The sequence below is a fragment of the Pantoea sp. Ae19-2 genome, from assembly GCF_059801205.1.
In genome coordinates, this window is sequence record NZ_JBCHWE010000004.1 from 41,041 (window position 1) to 60,143 (window position 19,103).

18 protein-coding genes are annotated in these 19,103 nt (G+C 51.0%); 13 read left to right on the forward strand and 5 right to left on the reverse strand.

What is annotated here, in order from left to right; all coding sequences use genetic code 11:
- Positions 1 to 73: 73 nt before the first annotated feature.
- Positions 74 to 313, forward strand: coding sequence for a hypothetical protein (locus AAIE03_RS23365; protein ID WP_014604946.1), 240 nt, complete (start codon positions 74 to 76; stop codon positions 311 to 313).
- A 245-nt stretch (positions 314 to 558) separates the two neighbouring features.
- A complete protein-coding gene (locus tag AAIE03_RS23370) occupies positions 559 to 2,724 on the forward strand; it encodes a sensor domain-containing phosphodiesterase (protein WP_498563250.1) in 2,166 nt (721 codons plus the stop codon).
- A 622-nt stretch (positions 2,725 to 3,346) separates the two neighbouring features.
- Here AAIE03_RS23370 and AAIE03_RS23375 read toward each other — a convergent pair.
- On the reverse strand, positions 3,347 to 3,589 hold the full coding sequence (locus AAIE03_RS23375) for a biofilm development regulator YmgB/AriR family protein (protein ID WP_013027304.1): 243 nt from the start codon (positions 3,587 to 3,589) through the stop codon (positions 3,347 to 3,349).
- Between the two features lie 736 nt (positions 3,590 to 4,325).
- On the opposite strand from AAIE03_RS23375, the gene AAIE03_RS23380 reads away from it, so the two are divergent.
- The 4 genes from AAIE03_RS23380 (at position 4,326) to AAIE03_RS23395 (ending at position 5,972) form a co-directional block, all read left to right on the forward strand.
- Entirely contained in the window at positions 4,326 to 4,634 is a 309-nt protein-coding gene (locus AAIE03_RS23380; protein WP_498563251.1) for a hypothetical protein, read from the forward strand.
- A gap of 269 nt (positions 4,635 to 4,903) precedes the next feature.
- On the forward strand, positions 4,904 to 5,143 hold the full coding sequence (gene ycgZ / locus AAIE03_RS23385; protein ID WP_013027302.1) for a regulatory protein YcgZ: 240 nt from the start codon (positions 4,904 to 4,906) through the stop codon (positions 5,141 to 5,143).
- Between the two features lie 141 nt (positions 5,144 to 5,284).
- Positions 5,285 to 5,554, forward strand: a complete 270-nt coding sequence (locus tag AAIE03_RS23390) for a hypothetical protein (RefSeq protein ID WP_014604949.1) — start codon at positions 5,285 to 5,287, stop codon at positions 5,552 to 5,554.
- A gap of 142 nt (positions 5,555 to 5,696) precedes the next feature.
- Positions 5,697 to 5,972 carry a biofilm development regulator YmgB/AriR family protein gene (locus AAIE03_RS23395; RefSeq protein WP_014604950.1) on the forward strand — a complete coding sequence of 92 codons (276 nt, stop codon included), beginning with the start codon at positions 5,697 to 5,699 and terminating at the stop codon, positions 5,970 to 5,972.
- An 85-nt stretch (positions 5,973 to 6,057) separates the two neighbouring features.
- Here the strand turns inward: AAIE03_RS23395 and AAIE03_RS23400 are convergent, their stop codons facing one another.
- From AAIE03_RS23400 to AAIE03_RS23410, 3 genes are all read right to left on the reverse strand, one after another.
- A complete protein-coding gene (locus tag AAIE03_RS23400) occupies positions 6,058 to 6,255 on the reverse strand; it encodes a hypothetical protein (RefSeq protein ID WP_071785155.1) in 198 nt (65 codons plus the stop codon).
- Between the two features lie 129 nt (positions 6,256 to 6,384).
- Positions 6,385 to 6,642: a hypothetical protein gene (locus tag AAIE03_RS23405; RefSeq protein WP_498563252.1), complete on the reverse strand. Its 258-nt coding sequence runs from the start codon at positions 6,640 to 6,642 to the stop codon at positions 6,385 to 6,387.
- Between the two features lie 314 nt (positions 6,643 to 6,956).
- Positions 6,957 to 8,885, reverse strand: coding sequence for a methyl-accepting chemotaxis protein (locus AAIE03_RS23410; RefSeq protein WP_105077173.1), 1,929 nt, complete (start codon positions 8,883 to 8,885; stop codon positions 6,957 to 6,959).
- Positions 8,886 to 9,385: 500 nt separating this feature from the next.
- Between AAIE03_RS23410 and AAIE03_RS23415 the strand changes: the two genes are divergently transcribed.
- From AAIE03_RS23415 to AAIE03_RS23445, 7 genes are all read left to right on the forward strand, one after another.
- Positions 9,386 to 9,814, forward strand: coding sequence for a hypothetical protein (locus AAIE03_RS23415; protein ID WP_498563253.1), 429 nt, complete (start codon positions 9,386 to 9,388; stop codon positions 9,812 to 9,814).
- Between the two features lie 148 nt (positions 9,815 to 9,962).
- Positions 9,963 to 11,507: a methyl-accepting chemotaxis protein gene (locus tag AAIE03_RS23420; protein ID WP_064372785.1), complete on the forward strand. Its 1,545-nt coding sequence runs from the start codon at positions 9,963 to 9,965 to the stop codon at positions 11,505 to 11,507.
- Between the two features lie 455 nt (positions 11,508 to 11,962).
- On the forward strand, positions 11,963 to 13,441 hold the full coding sequence (locus AAIE03_RS23425) for a SulP family inorganic anion transporter (RefSeq protein WP_105082462.1): 1,479 nt from the start codon (positions 11,963 to 11,965) through the stop codon (positions 13,439 to 13,441).
- A gap of 212 nt (positions 13,442 to 13,653) precedes the next feature.
- Positions 13,654 to 15,159 (forward strand): BglG family transcription antiterminator, encoded by a 1,506-nt coding sequence (locus tag AAIE03_RS23430; RefSeq protein ID WP_231963259.1) that lies wholly within the window; start codon positions 13,654 to 13,656, stop codon positions 15,157 to 15,159.
- A complete protein-coding gene (locus AAIE03_RS23435; RefSeq protein WP_014594664.1) occupies positions 15,152 to 15,625 on the forward strand; it encodes a PTS sugar transporter subunit IIA in 474 nt (157 codons plus the stop codon). The genes AAIE03_RS23430 and AAIE03_RS23435 overlap by 8 nt, the downstream gene beginning before the upstream one ends.
- A gap of 20 nt (positions 15,626 to 15,645) precedes the next feature.
- Entirely contained in the window at positions 15,646 to 17,055 is a 1,410-nt protein-coding gene (locus AAIE03_RS23440; protein ID WP_013027293.1) for a PTS fructose transporter subunit IIC, read from the forward strand.
- A 3-nt stretch (positions 17,056 to 17,058) separates the two neighbouring features.
- Positions 17,059 to 17,916, forward strand: coding sequence for a ketose-bisphosphate aldolase (locus tag AAIE03_RS23445; protein WP_014594662.1), 858 nt, complete (start codon positions 17,059 to 17,061; stop codon positions 17,914 to 17,916).
- Between the two features lie 206 nt (positions 17,917 to 18,122).
- Here the strand turns inward: AAIE03_RS23445 and AAIE03_RS23450 are convergent, their stop codons facing one another.
- Complete coding sequence (locus AAIE03_RS23450) at positions 18,123 to 18,707, reverse strand: phage repressor protein CI (RefSeq protein WP_014594661.1); 585 nt, start codon at positions 18,705 to 18,707, stop codon at positions 18,123 to 18,125.
- Between the last annotated feature and the right edge of the window lie 396 nt (positions 18,708 to 19,103).

Genomic DNA, 19,103 nt, shown 5'->3' on the forward strand with positions numbered 1-19,103 from the left:
ACAGATGTGTCAGCGGACACCGAAGGGATCGGCTGACGACCTGTTACCCTACTTTATCCACAGGGAGCCTGGTTTGGGAAATTCAATCGTCCGACGGCCCGTTACCGTCCAGAATAACGTGCGTGAACTGCGGATTGCCGCTGGCCTGTCGCAGGAAGGGGCTGCCGAACGCTTCGACCTGAGTTTGCGGGCATGGCAAACCAAAGAGGCCACCGCCAAGGTCGCCCTGTTGAGTCAGGGTGAGTATGAGCTTCTGCTGCTGCTTGCAGGGCGCCATCCCCATTACGAACTGGTGCCGCAACAGAAAAAATGACGATTTTTACCCTTTGAAAGCGTAAACACGGTTTTAGCTATGAAGTTCGCTCCTGAACGGACGATAATTGCAACATCGGGCACTATGTAAGAGTAGATGTCGTTATCAGTACAGGTTTCTGATCTCAGACATTATGCTGTACAGGCGGACCTATGTTGCGGCTTCAGGTTGATGTGTAGTGCGTTACCTGGTTCTGTCTGATTGCAGGCGTCCTCTTTTTACTGTGAGATGCCCGGCCACAGTATATGACCTCAGGAGGACAAACTCTGAAGCACTCAACTGAAAGCGGCTGTGAAGTCGCACGCTTGCGTGCGCTTGCCCAGTACCATCTGATGGATACGCCGCCCAATGAAGCCTTTGATCGACTGACTATTCTGGCGGCCAGACTGTTCAGCGTGCCGGTCGCATTTGTGTCGCTGATTGATGAAAAACGGCAGTTTTTTAAGTCGCGTTATGGTTTGCAAATCACAGAAACCTCGCGAAGCGTCGCGTTCTGCCACCACACGCTCGAAAGTGACGATATCCTTTGCGTTCCCAATGCGCTCGACGATCCCCGTTTCGCAAACAGCCCGCTGGTGCAGGGTTATCCTTTTATCCGGTTCTATGCGGGTGTGCCGCTGATTACGCCGGACGGGCATCGCATTGGTACGCTCTGTCTGACCGATAATCATCCACGCCCCGCGATGAGTACGACCGACCGTCAGAATCTGACCGATCTTGCCGCACTGGTCATGGATCGCATGGAAGTTCATCGTATCGAGGTGCTGCGTCATGCCAGTCAGCAGCGCCTCGAAGCCATCTCGATAACCTCGCCCGATGCCATTATCTGTACGGATTTGAACCGGGGGATTACCTTCTGGAACCCTGCAGCGACCAACATGTTTGGCTATGATGCTGAAGAGATGGCGGGTAAATACGTTGCCGGACTCATTCCGGAGCGCTGCCAGACGGATTACCGCAATGAGCTTGAGCGCCTTGAACATGAAGAGGCGGCTATCTCAGCGCCGCGTACCTTGCAGATCTGGGGCAAGCGGTGCAATGGGGAAGAGTTTCCGGCGGAAGTCTCTTTTTCCGGCTGGCGGGAGGGCATTGAGCGTTACATCGGTATGATCATTCGGGATGTGACGCTTCGTTACGAGAGCGAAGCCCGTCTGTGCGAGTTGGCCTCACTGGACATGCTGACACGGCTTGCCAGCCGAAGCGCCTTCATGACGCAGCTCAGCAAACTCACTGAATCAGGCGTACCTTATACGCTGCTGATGACAGATTTAGACAGTTTCAAAGACGTTAACGATACCCGCGGTCATGCGGCTGGTGATGCATTGCTTTGCCATGTGGCTGAGCAAATCCGCGCTGTCTGCACTCAGGCTATCGCCGCCGCTCGTCTGGGGGGCGATGAGTTTATCGTTTTACTGCCCTGCGGTAGCGATGAGGCGATGAAGATTGCCCAGCAACTCACCGCCGCGATTCAGACGCCTTTTCATTACATGGATTCGACTATAGCGGTCGGTGCCAGCACCGGGGTGGCCAGTTTTCCCCATCACGCGACGGATACCTCATCGGTGATGTCAGCAGCCGATCTGGCGTTGTACCGGGCTAAGGCAAGCGGCAAAGGCCAGTCAGTGCTGTTTAAGTCTGAGTTTCGTGAGGCGGAACTGGGGCGGCGTCGGTTTGAACGTGAGCTGGAAGCCGCCGTTCGCCAGCAGCAGTTTGTTCTGCATTATCAACCGCGGTTTGATGCCCAGAATGGCGAGTTAATCGGCTGTGAAGCCCTGGTACGCTGGATGCATCCGGCGAGGGGCCTGCTGTTTCCCGCTGATTTCATCGATATGCTGATTAAAAGCCCTTTGTCCATTACTCTGGGGACGTGGATTGTTCAGTCTGCCGTCAGTCAGGTTAAGCAGTGGCGTGCGCAAAATCTGTCCCTGCGGGTCAGTATTAACCTGTTTCCGCGCCAGCTAATGGAGGCTGGCCTTGAAGAGGTGATCCGTCAGTGTGCCGGCGATGACGCAGGTTTTATCGACCTGGAAGTGGACGAAGCCTTGCTGACCAATACTGTGGACATCAAATCGCAGGTTTTAGAAGCCATTCAGGCGACGGGAGCATTATTGATCGTTGATCACTTTGGCCGAAGCCTTGCCTCAATGAGCCTGTTACAACATCGCTGCGTCGCGGGGCTTAAGATTGATAAATCACTGACTCTGCAACTGGAGAAGAGCAACAAAACCCGGCTGTTAATCAACGCTATCGCGTCACTGGCTAAAAATATGGGGATTACGGTGGCCGCCGAGGGCATTGAGAACGACGCACAGCACGCGTTGATTTGCGCGGCTGAATGCGACGTTTTGCAGGGCAATCAGACGGGCTCTCCGGTCAGCGCACCCCGGTTTGAACAACTCTATCTCCGTTGAATTAAGCCTTCGCCGTGTTCCCGTCAGGGATAGCGTTTCACTGTGCCTGGCAAACCCCGCCAGGCACTTATTGACCCTACGCATGACAAAAAAACGGCACCGCAAGGGTGCCGAAGTAAGCAACATGTGGTCAGGACAATCATTGTGATAATCAACTCACATTACCCTTATCGGCTCGCCAGGCAGAACATGGAACCGGCCCGATAAGACTTTGCAAAAATGTGATATGAAGCTTAATTCTTACTGTCAGACGGCACTTATCAGCAAAAAATTAGAGACGTATTTCAGCTTTAGAAAAAATTTGTCCGATTTCGACTGGCGACAATTCAGATGGTGAACTAATTTAAAAACGCTGTTTGGAAGTCATTTAGGATTTCCCTGAGAACTCCGGCCCGACCCTTTAACGAGGTGCGGGCATTTTTTTTGTCGGCGTCAGGGGGTTTGCATTTTGTCGTAAAGCGTAAGGGGGGAGCTCGCCCTCCGTAGCGCATCTGAAAACCGCTACTCGCACTGTGCTATACAGCAGAGCGCAGCGAGGGAGAGACGGATTCCGACGTGATGTTACGTAGAGGGCGGTGTTGGGTTTGACGTGCTCATTGATGGAAGCACGGTTTAGCAGGTGTTATTGACTGAATAGCATGGCCAGTAGTTCACGATAATGCAAAGCGTCTTCCTCACGGGTGGCTTTTTCAAGACAGCCGATGAGCTTAAGACAGATGATCCGTCGACTGACGGGCTTATTCTCGTGAAGTATTTCAACCGCTATCCTGCCCAGCGTTTCGAGCTGGTGGGGATGATCAATCTGGCTGAAATAGTGGGCCAGACTGCTGGTTTTCCCCGAAGGTGGTAAACCGTTCTGGCGCATAGTGTTCCCTTGAGCGAAGTAGGAAGAGTTGTGCGCAAGTTAACCGATCCTGGGGGCTGCTGTACAGCAGTATTACCGATCGTGCCCTAACAAAAATCTGTGCCGTTTGGCTTACTTTTTCTGGGCCCGGTGTGACAATGCCTGCACGCCGCTGAGAAACACGAATACCGGCATACCCGCGCATATTTGTTTTTCAAACTCACCGCGAAACCTGCCTGATTTTTTGAACGTTGCAGGAGGGGGAAATTGGGCTGGTCACCTCGTCGGGAAATGTTATCCGCAATAAATCCTGTCTTCTGCATCAGTAAAAAAACAACACTGCATTGAGTGTGGTTTTATAGGTTGTGATAAGCGGGCGCTTAAAAAGTGACAAGTGAAATTATCAGATGAAAATCATAAAATAAGGCAGGTTATAGGGTTAAATGCTGCGCAGATTGCCTCTTTAAAGATGTCGAGACGTTAATGACCACCGACCCGCAAGCCTTGCAGCGTCAGGCCTGGTTCGACCATTTTCAGCCAGGCTGCGCTTTAAGAATAGTCTTTTACAGGATTTTAGTAAGTAAATTAACCCACAAAATGATTGTTTTTCATCAGGTTAAAAAAAGCATTTAAAATATAAGATATTCGCACCTGTAAAATATTGTTCTGATGGCCAGGAAATATTTTTGTCATCTGGCCTCGGGTCACTAAAATAGCTTATGTAGAAACGATGTAATTTATAAAGCAGGAGGATACAGTGTTATTTCATGACGATGAGAAAGAGCACGTCATTCTTGGTGAAGCCGTGGTCAGCCTGGCTCTCGGTGAGAAAGAAATAAGTTTTGATACGCTCATCACAGAGCTCAACCAGATGGCCGAAGAGGAAACCTGTGACAACAGACTGGCAGAGATTTTTGCTGCCCGTAGCTGGCTGAAACAGTTCAGGCAGTTGCATGCCCGTCCCAATGCGAGTCTGAGGTGGCTTATGTTGGCGAACCAGAATGAAAACGCGAAGCGCAATGATGATGTCATCCGATTCCGTTCGGATGAGGACGATGACAGATAGCTTCGCTGCCAGAGACTTGTACAAGGTTCACCTTGCGACATGAAAAAGGAATGTCTAAGACAGTCTTTGCCTGTTAAAGAGTGGGTAACGTTCTAAAGGTTAAGAATCTGATACTCACGCAAGTAATTGTTATACAGGGCATAGCACTTTATGCACAATTCTCAGCGCAGGGAATAAACGGAATTCCTGTACAATTTTCCAGATGTTGTATAAGTTTAGTGGACAAGGCTTGGTTATAGTTCACTCAATTTCACATCTGGGGGTTTAGCATGCATCAGAACGAAACCACTACAAATACCGTCCATGACATTGCGCGCTACTTCGGCAATGACACGCAGCCTTCTGAAAAAGAGACGCTGGGTCAGGTCATTCTTGAGATCCTGCATGCAGGTAAAAGCCTTAACCGTAAGGCCATTTGCAGCGCGCTGATCCGTCGCCTTAGCCAGTCGACCGGGCCTCAAGAAGAGCAGCATTACCAGAAACTTATCGGCATGCTTTTTGACCGCTGAGATTCGTGCCGCGTTGCGTTAAAGGGTAATAACGTCTCGCAGCATCAATCTGATCGGCCAAATTAGCAGGTCATTAGAAGCCTGAGCGTTTGAGGCTGGTTTGCCCGGTTGTATGGGCACAATGTCATCAGAGGTGCGGGTATGCTGAAAGACAAACTTGAGAAACTGACTGAGCACATCATGGGCGAGGCGGTGATTGCGCTACTGGACAGCAATGACAGAATCAGCGGTGCGACCCTGGCTAACAGGCTAAAGTCTATGCTCAGAGATGAAACGGATGCCGGGCGGCAAGAGGCCATTGAAAAGGTGCTTGCTGAAGTGCAGAGCGAGTTTGCCTCCGCGCGTGATCCCGTTGATTCTGCGGCGCTTGCATTCGGTCAAAGCGTCCCGGACAACAGTCGCAAGCATTAAGGCTCGTCTCACGCCTTTTCAAAAAACTTTTTTACTATGCGTAGTGCAATCATCACTACCCAGGACAGACACGTCTGTATTTCTGCCCGCTTCGCGGCATTACCACTTGTCCACTAAATTGACATTGATTAAGAAGAGCATCATGCAGAACACCATCGACACTCAGCAAAGCACGACCGAAGCGGAAATTATGCGCCTCTTTCGCGGTGCGGGCGATAAACTTGAGGCTGAAAGTGCAGTGCTGGATGCAGTGATCCGTAATATTGTCATTCAGGGACAAAAAGTGACCAGTAAGGCCATTATTATCAATCTGATTGCCGAGCTGGAGAGTACAGAAGATGTTGTACAGCTGGATGTATTGCGGAGTTGCCTTGAGATTGTGGTCGGCCGCACGTGCTCTCAGGAAGAACAGGCATAAGGGCAAAAAACCGGGTTCTGTTCTGAGGCGTTAGCAGGCCTGGCGATATAAGGTAACACCCGGCAGCGAGCTGAGTGACTGTCTCTCAGTGGAGCTGTCTGGAGAGCAAACGGATGGCTTCCTCGCAGGCTCGCTTTTCACCTTTATCGGAACTTTGCTGGCTGAAGTGGTGCAACGAACTGAGTATGTCCTGCAGGTGTATTTCCCCATCTGGCCTGAGCAGATGGGTAACTATCCTGCCAATCAGGGTATAGATATCTTCAGTGGCGGTCTCGTCGCTCATGGGGCGGTTATCCGCCAGAGCAGTGGCTTCTGGATTATTACTGTCATTGTTTCGATATTATAAATTGTCGTTCAGACGGTAGACCACTCACAACGCGTAAACGGAATGTCCAGCCGTGTTGCTCAATACTTAGTGAAGCTGATGAAGATTTGCCGGATGAGGTTCAACCCCGTTGTTCTCGGCCGGATGTAACAGCATTTCGGCGCGTATCTCATCCATCGCCCGCAAAGCCGCTCTGAGCCGGGTTTCATCCCGCTCGATGTCCAGAAACTGTTGCAGCATCTCAAGGAGAATGCTCCACGAGATAGCCGCATCCTCATTCAGTAGCTGCGTCACCATCTCACCGATGATGATGTCCGTCATTTTTTCGTCAAAAACGTTGTTCATATTCTCCCCGAATGGCGATTCTGAAACCGGAAGGTTAGCACAGCTTAGCCCAACGGGTAGGTGCTCTATATCAAAATGAGAATGCACCGATGGACCGTAACAACCCCAGCCTTCGGACATTAGCAGAGTGCCGTTGACCGCTTACTGTTTTTTTACGGCTAACAGAATAAGTTTCTTTCGGTAATCATTCAATTAATCATCCGTGTGATTTCGCTGTTTTTCTGGTCGAAAGTTGCCTGGCTAACGCCGGGCATGAGGGATTATAACGGCCACTGCGCCAGCCAAAGGCTGACGGCAGTGGCAAAAGGAGAAGATTAAGCGGTGCGGAACACAGAGACCATGTCGCGCAGATCGCTTGCACGTTTTGCCAGCTCGTCAGCAGAAGACGCCGACTGTTCAACCAGCACGGCGTTTTGCTGCGTGACCTGGTCCATCTGATTAACCGCAATATTTATCTGGCTTACGCCGCTGCTTTGCTCTTCAGAGGATGAGGAGATATCGCGAATCAACTGAGATGTCTGTTCAATTGCTTCGACGCTCTGTTTTACTTTGCTGCCGGCATCCTGCGCCAGCATTAAGCCCTCATTCGAATGCCCAACAGACTGCTCAATCAGGCCCTTAATTTCTTTAGCTGCGCTGGCCGAACGCTGGGCCAGCGCCCGGACTTCAGCGGCAACCACGGCAAAACCTTTGCCCGTCTCGCCCGCACGCGCTGCTTCCACGGCCGCATTCAGCGCCAGAATATTCGTCTGGAAGGCGATGCTGTCAATAACGGAGGTTATTTCTTCGATTTGCCCCGAACTGCTGCGAATTTTTTGCATAGTAGTCATTACAGAAGTCATCGCTTCGCCGCTCTTCAGCGCTGCGTTAGTGGCTGAAACCGCCATATCTGATGCGTAGCGCGTGTTGTCAGCATTCTGCTTGATGATTGAAGAGAGCTGCTCCATGCTGGCCGCGGTTTCCGCCAGTGAGGCCGCTTGTTCTTCAGTTCGGGAAGAGAGGTCGTTATTCCCCATCGCAATCTCTTCAGAGGAGTTTGCGATGGTTGACGCATTGTTTTTAATATTCGATACCAGAAGCGCAAGACGTTGCTGCATTTGCGAGAGCGCATTGAGCAACTCAGCAATTTCATTTTTACCTGACACGGTAATCGTCGTCGTTAAATCACCGGCGGCCACTTTACTGGCAAGTAAAACCGCTTCTTTTACCGGACGGGTAACGGACCGGCTGATCATCACCGCCACACATACGGCCAGCAAGGCCACGGCGATCAGTGAAGCCAGCAATATATATTGTGAACGACGACGTTGGTCGATTTGGTCGTTCAGTGTTTTTCCCAGCTGCAGGCTGAGTTTCATGCCAAGATCGTTATAAGTGTTAATAGCCTGGGTGAAGTCTTTTACATATTCAACAGGGGTAATTTGAACACGTTTTGTAATAAAGACATCTTCAGCCAGTTTAAGGACGCTGGCGGAACGTTGGAAGGCATCATTCGCCAGCGCGGTAAATTCAGATTTGAGATCCGGCTCTACGGCAAACGCTTTATTTAACACATTACTGAATTTTTCCAGCGCCGCATTACCCCCTTCAATCTGGTACTCCATCGTGCCGCGTGAAGAATCGGATGCGTTGTCACCCGCGGCAATCACAGAGGTACCGCTGGCTCTGATGCGTCCAAGCGTCTCGGTCAGTTCAGGTAACCGACCATAGATACTCATGATAAGTTGATACGTATTGAGGTCCGCGTCCAAAGAAAGACCATATAAATCAAGAATGTCCTGGTTGGTGTCCAGTAAGTTCTGAATCAGCAGCGCGTGATGCGAAAGGCTGGTAGCCAGCGTCAATTTACCCGATGCAACATCTTGCTGAAGCTGAGACCAGGCGGCTTTGACGCCGTTGAAGCGCTGGGTCGGCTGCGCACTGGCATCATACTGGCGTAATTCTGCGGCAATAGTATCTGTCAGGGTATCTATCTGAGAGGCAAGTGCCAGGCGCGGCGCATTATCAGGTTTATTCAATGAAATGGCGATTGCACTTTCAGCCCGGTGACGCTGAATCAGGTTAAGCAACGTCAGGATATCTTTTTCGACCGGTACGCCCTGCAGCTCTTGTTTCTTCGCATCAATAGCCTGATTACCCGTCTGGATAAATAAATAGGTGGGAAAGACAAATAATACCAACGCGAAAATCCCCAGGATCAGGAATTTAGTCGGCAGACTACTGTTATTGAGAATGTTTTTCATTTATTGAATTCCAGGTGAAATGGTGTTTTTTGATGAATGCCATCAAATATTATTCGTGTAATTTATTTATAATAATCTTTGTTAAATTTCTATTTATCAAGGCCTTGCGCGTGACTCTTGGTCACTATGTGTCTGTTGAAATGCGCAGGGGAAAATCTACTTTCCATAGTAGAGGAGATTATAGAATGTGGTGTGTTATTTTCCACGTTAGAAATGCACAATATTTTCTTTTGGATCCGGTTAAGCCAAATTAATATTTTTTCGATAACCTCAGGCTAATCATAAATAGGTATGTCCGGGGTTGTGATAAATGAAAACCTTTTCATTTATTAAAAAATATAAAAATAGTAAAGTTTTTAAAAAATGTGCCGATAATATCCCCGTTTAATTATTCTGTGTGTTTTAAAAAAGCGCCCTTGTCGGGATGCTGGCATGCGCATGCATAAAAATTAAAGTGATAACGCTCAACGCTACTCCATTTCTCTCGCGCAGCGCTAATTATGAATGGCGGCAGTCTGGCTCCTGTTATCTCACCCGCAAACCCAAACCCAAACCCAAACCCAAACCCAAACCTCAATCCGAATCCAAACCTCAATCCAAACCCAAATCCAAATCCAAATCCAAACCGTCATCGCTACCGGTTTCGTTGCCATGATAGCAGCGGTGATCGTCAGGCACAGCCAGTGACTTATCCTTTCGTTATCCTGTCCGTTGCACAAACCCACTCCCTGGACAGTCTGCGGGTCTTCCTGACCGGACAATCGCGGCTGACAGCAAAAATCCATAGCGTTAAGCCCATCAATCAGCAGAGTATGCCGCAGCAACGACGTTTTTCTATTATTTTTCTTAATCGAAAAGGAAGCATGGAATATTTTTTAATAAATGGTTGGTTGGTGATATTTATTTTTTCATGGCGCAATAGAATATAAAGTCGCATTCGTCAAATTATTAAAGGAAATTATTATAATAACATAATTATCAATGCCTTACATTATTATAACTATTATTTATGATTTTTTTACTGTGGTTTTTATTATTTCAACCGATACCTGTTTCCTAACATAAACAGGAGTCCCCATGAAAATCTCTACGCGTCTCACTATCAGCTTTGGCCTGTTGATTACGTTATTCATTATCTGCACCTCGGTGGCCTATAACGGCCTGAATAATGCCCGTAATGGCATGGACAACGCCGTCAATGTCAAAATGAAGAAATACCGTCTGGGGATGGAAATGTACGGCGGGTTACGTGATATGGCCGTCATCGTTCGTAACCTTGCCCTGCTGACCGAAGCCGACCAGATGCAGAAGGAATGGCAGCGTATTGTCACGCAAAAAGCCCGTTATATTGAAAACCGCGAACGGCTTGCTGCCATGGTCGCCGAAGATTCAACCCCGCAGGCCCGGGAAGCCTTCGACAAGATCGTCAGCAGCGAAGGCCCCGTTCTGGCCGTGCTGGATCACGCAGGGCAGTTAGGCCTGCAAAATAAACAGCAAGAAGCGATAAACTACCTGATAAAAACGGTCAGGCCGCTGCAGGGCCAGTTGCTGGAGGCCCTCAAGGAAATGACGAACATTCAAATGGAAGACAGTGAGCGGTCGGTTGAAAACACCAGTCAAAACGTTCACAGAGCAACCACAATCTTAATGATTCTGGCCTCGCTTTCCGTGGCGATTTCAATTGCGGCGGGCTTTATCATTACCCGAGTATTGATGCGCCAACTGGGCGGGGAACCGGCCCAGGCCCAGGCACTGTCTGCGGCCATCGCCAGCGGCGACCTCACAGCGCCGGTCATACTCCGCCACAACGATTCCAGCAGCCTGCTTGCCTCGCTGGCTAACATGCAGTCCAGCCTGCGAAGTCTGGTTACGCAAATCAAAGAATCGGCAGGTTCGGTCGCCTCCGCCTCAGACGAGATCGCCCAGGGCAATACTGAGCTGTCATCACGCACTGAACAGCAGGCCGCAGCCCTGCAGGAAACGGCGGCCAGTATGGAACAGTTGACCGCGACGGTGAAAAGTAATACTGCCAGTGCTCAGCATACCGCCACCGTTGCCAGAGAGGCTGCAACCCTGGCACGCACTGGTGAGTCAGAGGTGCAGTTGATGTCTCACACCATGAATGAAATCGCATCCAGTGCTACCAAGGTTCGTGACATCACCGGCGTGATTGAAAGTATCGCGTTCCAGACAAACATCCTGGCGTTGAACGCCGCTGTCGAAGCGGCGCGGGCGGGTGAAGACGGACGCGGATTTGCCGTTGTTGCCGGCGAGGTCAGAACGCTGGCGCAGCGAAGCGCCACCGCAGCGAAAGAGATTAAAGAACTTATTGAACGTGCCGTAGAGCAGGTGGACAGCGGCGTGCACGTCGCGGCCGGTACGGGTGAAAGCATCTTAAAAGTCGTGGGCATGGTGAACGAACTGGCGGGCGCAATGGATGAGATTTCGATGGCGTCCTCGGAGCAGATGCAGGGCATTTCTCAGGTCAGCATTGCGGTCAGCCAGATGGACGGGGTCACCCAGAATAACGCGGCACTCGTCGAAGAGTCTTCGTCTGCTTCGCAGTCCCTGTCTGAACAGGCACATTCATTACGCGGTATGGTTGAGGCATTCAGAGTGTAACGACGCGCCGAAGCGATGCGTCACGCCTGGCTGACCGTTCATTTATGCGGTCAGTCAGGCTATATGCGCCTGCGGCACGCAATGTTATAAAATCAATAAACAGCAGTTTTACAAGCGCTTATTGAGGATTTCTCCCGCCGCTGGCCGGGAGTGCCTGGGCTGTAAGGCAAATTCAGGCTTCCAGTGCGGGTGATTTTTTGTGTAGAGTAGTTAGCTGAACAGGGCGTTGCCTAAGATGACCCGGCAATGTTACTGCAGTGCCTTGCTGCAGCCAGCCCATGCTGATAAGGAGTTTTTAACCGTCATGCGTATCACGCCACCCTGAGTTTTATCCCTTCCCTGTCGTCCCGATCCCATTCGGACGCACCTCATTGACATCCCGTCTGTGGATGTGACGCTTTCTGTCTGAAATCTGCCCTTTTGGGCGAACTGCATTCAAAATTTGAGAAAATACTATGTTGCTGTCCTCGACGAGTAAGGACTGGCTGGGTAACGTCCGTGGTGACGTGCTGGCTGGTATTGTTGTCGCGCTCGCGCTGATTCCTGAAGCGATCGCTTTTTCTGCCATCGCGGGTGTCGATCCTCAAGTGGGTCTTTACTCCGCCTTCTGTATTCCGGTTGTCATGGCTTTTTTTGGTGGGCGTCCGGCGATGATTTCCTCATCCACCGGCGCGATGGCGTTGCTAATGGTGACGCTGGTCAAAACGCACGGGATGCAGTATCTGCTTGCCGCATCGTTGCTCACCGGCGTACTTCAGGTCATTGCGGGTTACTGTAAACTCGGCAACCTGATGCGCTATGTGTCGCGTTCGGTGGTCACGGGATTCGTTAATGCGCTGGCCATTCTGATTTTCCTGGCGCAGTTGCCTGAACTCACTCATGTCACCTGGCATGTTTATGCGCTCACCGCCGCCGGACTGGCGATTATTTATCTTTATCCACTGTTCGACAAAACACTGCCGTCACCGCTGATCTGCATTGTGATTCTGACGGCGGTTTCATTGTTTCTGCACCTGGATGTGCGAACCGTGGGCGATATGGGCAAACTGCCTGACAGCCTGCCCATTTTTCTGCTTCCCGACGTGCCTTTGAACATGGACACCTTGTTGATCATTTTGCCTTACTCCGCAGGTCTGGCCGTGGTTGGCTTGCTGGAGTCGATGATGACGGCGACCATTATTGATGACATGACGGACACCGCGAGCGACAAAAACCGCGAATGTAAGGGGCAGGGCATTGCCAACATCTGTACCTCCTTCATCGGCGGAATGGCAGGCTGCGCGATGATTGGTCAGTCGGTGATCAATGTAAAATCAGGCGGTCGTGGACGGCTTTCCACACTCATGGCGGGTATCACGTTGCTGGTGATGGTGGTGTTTCTGCGCCAGTGGGTATCTCAGATTCCCATGGCGGCACTGGTCGCGGTCATGATAATGGTTTCGATAGGTACCTTCTCCTGGCGTTCGGTGGCGACGTTACGCACCCATCCTCTCTCAAGCAGCGTCGTCATGATAGCTACCGTCCTGGTCGTGGTTTTTACCCATAATCTTGCCTTTGGCGTCATCGTGGGCGTGCTGATTGCTGCATTAAATTTTGCCACCAAAGTGGCACGCTTAATGGCGGTCAGTTCCACGCGATCAGGCGATTGTCGCCATTACGCCGTTACCGGGCAGGTATTTTTCGCCTCCGCCGATCGCTTTGTCCGCAGCTTTGACGTTCAGGAGGATCTGGAAAAGGTGGTGATTGACGTAACCCATGCCCATTTCTGGGACATCACGTCTGTTAACGCGCTTGATCGGGTGGTGGTTAAATTCCGTCGGACAGGGGCGGATGTCGAGATTCGTGGCATGAACGAGGCGACAAAAACCGTTGTCGATCGTTTTGGCGTACATGACAAACCCGAAGAAGTTGAAAAAGTCTTTGGCGGACATTAACCGCATCGGGCCTGATGTTCAGGCCCGCTCTTTCTGTCACGCCGCGACACACTGGAGTTTGCACGAATGGAACCGGGTTAGCAGCATTGCAGGTGCACTGTTCACTATTATGGTCATATCGACGCCATGGTTTGGTATTTCTCTACCGGAACAAGGCAGATATAACGGTAATGACCGAGCATCTGGATCACCTAGCGAAGCCGGGAGTCAACGTGCTGACCCAAAGACAAAAGGCATTAATTCATCTTTTAGCTTCTCAGGGCGAATGGCGCTCGGCAACAGATATTGCCCGGACGCTGAAGGTTTCAGCCAGTACGCTGCGCCGCGATGTGGATTCCGTTAATCACTATTTCGCCGACAAGGAGAGCCGAATCCTCAGCAAACCCGGGTTGGGATTGTTGCTGGAAAATGGCGTCGCCTTACCCGTGGATCTGCATGGGGAAGAGGTAAAAGGTTTGTTGAAAAATAAAAGGCTGGTCGCCATCACAACAGACTTGCTTACCTGTTCTCCATCACCGCTCACGCTGAGCGCATTGGCGGAAAAATATTTTATCAGCCGCTCTTCCATCGTGGCAGATTTACGAAAAATTGAGGTCTGGTTAACGCCTTTTTCACTGCGCATTGCGCGTAGCCATAGCGGAACCTGTATCACCGGCAGCGACCGGGATATTCGTCTGGCGCTGAAAGAGATTATTACCTTCAGCGTGATGAGTGGTTACCCTGTCGCCGACAGCCGCATCGATCGTTTTTCGCGCGTTCAGCTGGTGGCGGAGTTTGGCAGCGACAATGTGGCCTGCTGCATTAATCTGATCACCTACATTGAAGAGGCGCTGCACTGCGCCATTAGCGAGCCCTATTATACCAACCTGTTTTCCCATCTGCTGGTGACGATTAAAAGAGCGCTTAACGGCACGCCACCCGCGCCAGCGGAGTCGGACATGGCAGGTTACAACAATCACGAATGGTCAGTCGCCCGGCAAGCGGTCAGATGGCTGGAGGAAAATTACGCGGTCTCCTTCGCGCCCGTTGAGGTTCACTATATTTATCAATACCTCATCTCGTCGGGTCGGCATCCGTTTAGCGCCGGTTTTCCCTCTCCATCGCACTACGACGAAGACGCCGTGAACTACGCCACGACCTTAATCACCCGGCTTTCTTCGTTATTAAGACAGAATATTGGCAGCGACAGCGTGCTGCTTAACGCGTTGGTGTCACATGTGAAGCCCATGCTTAATCGGCTGGCCTACCGCATTGTTATTCACAACCCGTTGCTGGACGAGATACGTAAAGAATTTGCCGCGGTATTTAACGTCGTCAAACAGGCCGTGTTGCACCTTAATCAGCAGTGGGGGCTTCCGACAGCGTCGGATGATGAGATTGCCTATCTGACTATTTACATTCAGAACGCGTTAGAAAAGTGTCATGCAACTAAACGCGTCATGCTGGTGTGCTCCAGCGGCATTGGTACATCTCAGCTGCTTTCCAGCCGAATCAGCCGGGCCTTTCCCGAATGGGAGATCGTGGATATTGTGCCGGGTGCCCGCCTGAACGAAGCCATTAAGAAAGTCAGGTGCGATTTAATTATCTCCACGATCAGACTGGAGGAGACTGAACATCCTGTGGCCTATGTTTCTGCCCTGTTTTCAAACAGAGATGTTTTGCGGGTGATGGAGTGCCTTAATAAAGAAGATAATGCTAACGGAGTAACGGATGCATAATAAAATTGTTGTGGCCGATCTGTTAAGTCAGACCTGTGTTTTTATGAATCTAAATGCAAAAAATAAAGATGAGGTTATTGAGAAATTAACGCAAAGCTTGTGTGAATTAAATATTATCAGCAACAAAGAAGGTTTTATTCATGACGTCATGCTGCGCGAAGCATTAGGTTCTACCGGCTTCGAAAATCAGATAGCGATCCCGCATGGAAAATCGCAGTGGGTGAACGAAACCCGGATCGCGGTAGCCAAACTGGCGTCCCCCGTGGAATGGGAAACCATGGACGATTCGCCGGTCAGCCTCGTGATTCTGTTTGCGGTTAAAGAAGCCGACAGCGGCGCGGGACATATAAAACTACTGGCAAAAATTTCAATTGCCCTTGGCGATGATGAAGTCGTTGAGGCATTACTAAACGCAGAGACAAAAGAGGCCTTATTTAATTTATTAGTCAATAACACCCAGGAGTAAGCCTTTCACCGGGAGGAAAAATGAATATTATTGCGATTACCGCCTGTCCCACAGGCGTAGCACACACTTATCTGGCGGAAGCCAATTTAAAAAAGAGCGCAGAGAAAAAAGGCATAACGATCCTTGTTGAAACACAGGGTGCCGTTGAAAGTGACTATATTTTCACTGAAGAGGATATTAAACGTGCTGATATCGTGCTTATTGCCGCGGATAAAAAGATTGATTGCTCCCGCTTTATCGGCAAAAGCATGATTACCGTGTCCGTTACCCGAGCCGCGAGAGATGCCGCTGGATTACTGGACGACATTTTGTCCGGGGCCTTAACCGGCGAAATCTGTTCCGCCTCACCAGAAGACGTAACCTTGCAGGGCAGAGACAAAGACAAAAAAGCGGCGCTGTCGAGCATCTATGTGCATCTGATTACCGGCGTCAACCTGATGATCCCCTTTGTCGTGGCTGGCGGGATATTAATTGCCCTCAGTTTTTCTTTTGGGATCACTGCCGCCACGCCAGGCGATCCCCTCTATAACCCCATTGCAAAGATGCTGTCCGATATTGGTGGCGGTGCCGCTTTTGCGTTAATGCTGCCGATTCTTTCACTGGGCATCAGCAAGTCGATTAGTGGCAATATGGGGATTGTGTCGGGCGCGGTGGGCGGCATGTTAGCCATTCATACCGGATCGGGTTTTCTTGGCGCCTTACTGGCGGGCTTTATGGCGGGCTACATCACGCTGCTCGTGGTGAAGTACATCAACTTACCCAAGGCCATTGCCGGACTTAAACCCATTCTGATTGTGCCACTGTTGAGCGTGTTCCTGACCGGTGCGCTGATGATTCTGGTCGTCGGCCAGCCCATTAAGCTGCTGTTACAGAGCCTGACTACCTTCCTGACGGATATGGGAAATGCCAACGCTGCTATCTTCGGATTGCTTATCGGAATGATGGTGGCTTTCGATATGGGCGGGCCGCTTAACAAAACCGTCTGTATGTTCGCGATTGGATTGATGTCGACCGGAATCTACGAACCCATCGCAGCATGTATGGCTGCGGGAATGGTTCCTCCCTTGGGCATTGCCCTTGCCACCACCCTTTTTAAAAAGAAATTCAGCGTTCAGGAGCGCGAAACCGGCAAGGTCACCTACGTGCTCGGCCTCTCTTTTATCACCGAGGGGGCTATTCCGTATGCCGTGGCGGACCCGCTTCGCGTCATTCCCGCCATTGTGGCGGGCTCGGGACTGGCTGGCGCACTGTCAATGATGCTCGGCTGTGCTTCCCGCGCACCGCATGGCGGGATCTTCGTTATGTTCATACCGAACGTCATTACCCATGTCTCAGCCTACCTGTTTGCCATTCTCGCCGGTGCGCTGTTTACCGCACTGATCCTCAGAGTGATTAAAAAAGATCATCCGCAACATTTACCGCAGGAGTGAATTATGTTGATAAATATGAAGGCGTTACTGAAGGTGGCGCAGGAGAATCAGTTCGGCGTCGGTGCCTTCAACATCGCCTCCGCTGAGTTTGCCCGGCTGGTCATTGAGGTGGCGGAATCCCTGCAATCTCCCGTCATCCTGGAAGTGCATCCCGATGAGCACGCTTTCGTCGGCGACAGTTTCATCGCCTATCTCAGGGAGCTGGCGGTTAACGCTTCCGTGCCGGTGGTGATTCATCAGGATCACGGCCAGACGCTGGCGCATATTTTAACCGCCATCCGCACCGGCTATACCTCGGTCATGATCGATGCCTCAGGCTTGCCATTTGAAGAGAATATTGCGCTGACGCGTGAAATCACCGCCATTGCCCACAAGGTTAACGTCTCGGTAGAAGCCGAACTGGGAACGATTGGCGTGGCAGAGGGGAGCGCGGAAGGGGGGCACAGTGAAATTCTCTACACCGATCCCGACCAGGCGGAGCGGTTTGCCAGAGAAACCGGAGTGGATACGCTTGCCGTGGCCATCGGCACGTCGCATGGTTTGTATCCTGCGGGTAAACAGCCTGTACTGGATATTGACCGTCTCAAAGCCATCAGACAGCGGCTGACAATTCCGCTGGTTCTGCACGGCGGCTCGGGCAACAAAGACAGCGAGGTCGCGGAGTCGATTAAGTATGGCGTAGGGAAAATCAATATCTCCAGCGATATGAAGAAGGCGTTTTATGTCGCGCTGCAGGAAGAATTGCAGTCAAACGGACATGAACCCAGCGCACTCTACGTGCGCCCGATGGCGGCGGCGAAAGCCGTTGTCGAGCACAAGATGCGGCTTTTCTCTTCAGCGGGGAAGGCCGGACTGTATTAAGCGTTAACGCTGGCGGTAACGGGCGAGCCGTGGTTAAACCTGTATTGACCGGGGAGCCAACCTCAGCGATCAGCAAGCCGCTTTGGTGGGAACCCCTTGCCGCTAAGAGCGGAGCGGGCGGCCTGAGGCAGGCGGCCCGCGTTGTACCGCATTCTGTGAGTAACGCTGAGGCCGTGATAAGGCGTTGCCGTGCGCACGACGCCGGTTTATTGAATCGTCAGAACCACGCGGCCAATCAGCCTGATATCATCAATCCCGCAATCAAACGCTACGCCGATGCCGCTGACGTGCACCTTCCTGACCGGAATGCGCGTTAGCGTCCTGACGCTGGCGGTTCCTTCAATTTCGACCAACCAGACGCCGTCATGCATATCTTCAAAATCGGTATCGATGATGTACTGGGTGGTTTCCGCCAACAGTAAGAAAGCACTGCGCGGTTCCTGTTTCAATGGCGCGTATAACGCTTTATCCAGCATCACATAACCCGCTTCCTCGATTTTGCCGCTGATTAGCTTTTTTCTAATCAGTGTGGGCGTGTCGGGTTTGCTTTCAGAAAATTTTGAGCCTTTGCCTGTGATCAACCATTGCAGGTCTGCGCCCGTTTCCATCACGCACTGTAAAACGATATCTGAAGGAAAAACATCACGTTTATAGCGCGCAGACAGGCTACTTGCTGCAATTCCAAGGTGATCTGCAAGCTGCATTTTCATGGTAAAGCCGTAGGCATCGACAACGCGATCCAGAGCTTCTGCGCTCGAGTTCGGAAATTTGAAATTAGTATAAACGCTCATTTTTATTGACACTTAGATTTAGTCTAAGTATCCTCCAGTTTAAGTTAGCCTTTGAATGATGCAACAGGGTGCGGCTTTATCTGATAACTCAGGATTTTGCCTGATGAGGCTCATTTTTACAATCATCAAGCCAGAACCTTATTGTCGCAATGAGATGCAGGGCTAATGCAGTCAGCGCACGTGGAGAGGCGCGTAAAAGCGCGCTTTCAGGGTCGAAAGCGCTCTCAGGCCGCGGCTGGCGCAGCAACGCGCCCTGTCCGGGGCAATCTGGGGGGAAACCGTCTGCGCACCTGCCGTTTCGCTTAATGCTTAACGAGCGTCATGGATGAGACAGGCGCGAATCCGCCGCCAGTAAAACGTCACTGTAATAACGATGAGGGTATTGATTCGTCAAAA

Coding starts and splice junctions, on each gene's coding strand:
- AAIE03_RS23410 (WP_105077173.1), bottom strand. CDS start 8,885: ATGAAAAACATTCTCAATAACAGTAGTCTGCCGACTAAATTCCTGATC.
- AAIE03_RS23405 (WP_498563252.1), bottom strand. CDS start 6,642: ATGAACAACGTTTTTGACGAAAAAATGACGGACATCATCATCGGTGAG.
- AAIE03_RS23400 (WP_071785155.1), bottom strand. CDS start 6,255: ATGAGCGACGAGACCGCCACTGAAGATATCTATACCCTGATTGGCAGG.
- AAIE03_RS23435 (WP_014594664.1), top strand. CDS start 15,152: ATGCATAATAAAATTGTTGTGGCCGATCTGTTAAGTCAGACCTGTGTT.
- AAIE03_RS23425 (WP_105082462.1), top strand. CDS start 11,963: ATGTTGCTGTCCTCGACGAGTAAGGACTGGCTGGGTAACGTCCGTGGT.
- AAIE03_RS23390 (WP_014604949.1), top strand. CDS start 5,285: ATGCTGAAAGACAAACTTGAGAAACTGACTGAGCACATCATGGGCGAG.
- AAIE03_RS23375 (WP_013027304.1), bottom strand. CDS start 3,589: ATGCGCCAGAACGGTTTACCACCTTCGGGGAAAACCAGCAGTCTGGCC.
- ycgZ (WP_013027302.1), top strand. CDS start 4,904: ATGCATCAGAACGAAACCACTACAAATACCGTCCATGACATTGCGCGC.
- AAIE03_RS23370 (WP_498563250.1), top strand. CDS start 559: ATGACCTCAGGAGGACAAACTCTGAAGCACTCAACTGAAAGCGGCTGT.
- AAIE03_RS23445 (WP_014594662.1), top strand. CDS start 17,059: ATGTTGATAAATATGAAGGCGTTACTGAAGGTGGCGCAGGAGAATCAG.
- AAIE03_RS23415 (WP_498563253.1), top strand. CDS start 9,386: ATGAATGGCGGCAGTCTGGCTCCTGTTATCTCACCCGCAAACCCAAAC.
- AAIE03_RS23440 (WP_013027293.1), top strand. CDS start 15,646: ATGAATATTATTGCGATTACCGCCTGTCCCACAGGCGTAGCACACACT.
- AAIE03_RS23395 (WP_014604950.1), top strand. CDS start 5,697: ATGCAGAACACCATCGACACTCAGCAAAGCACGACCGAAGCGGAAATT.
- AAIE03_RS23420 (WP_064372785.1), top strand. CDS start 9,963: ATGAAAATCTCTACGCGTCTCACTATCAGCTTTGGCCTGTTGATTACG.
- AAIE03_RS23450 (WP_014594661.1), bottom strand. CDS start 18,707: ATGAGCGTTTATACTAATTTCAAATTTCCGAACTCGAGCGCAGAAGCT.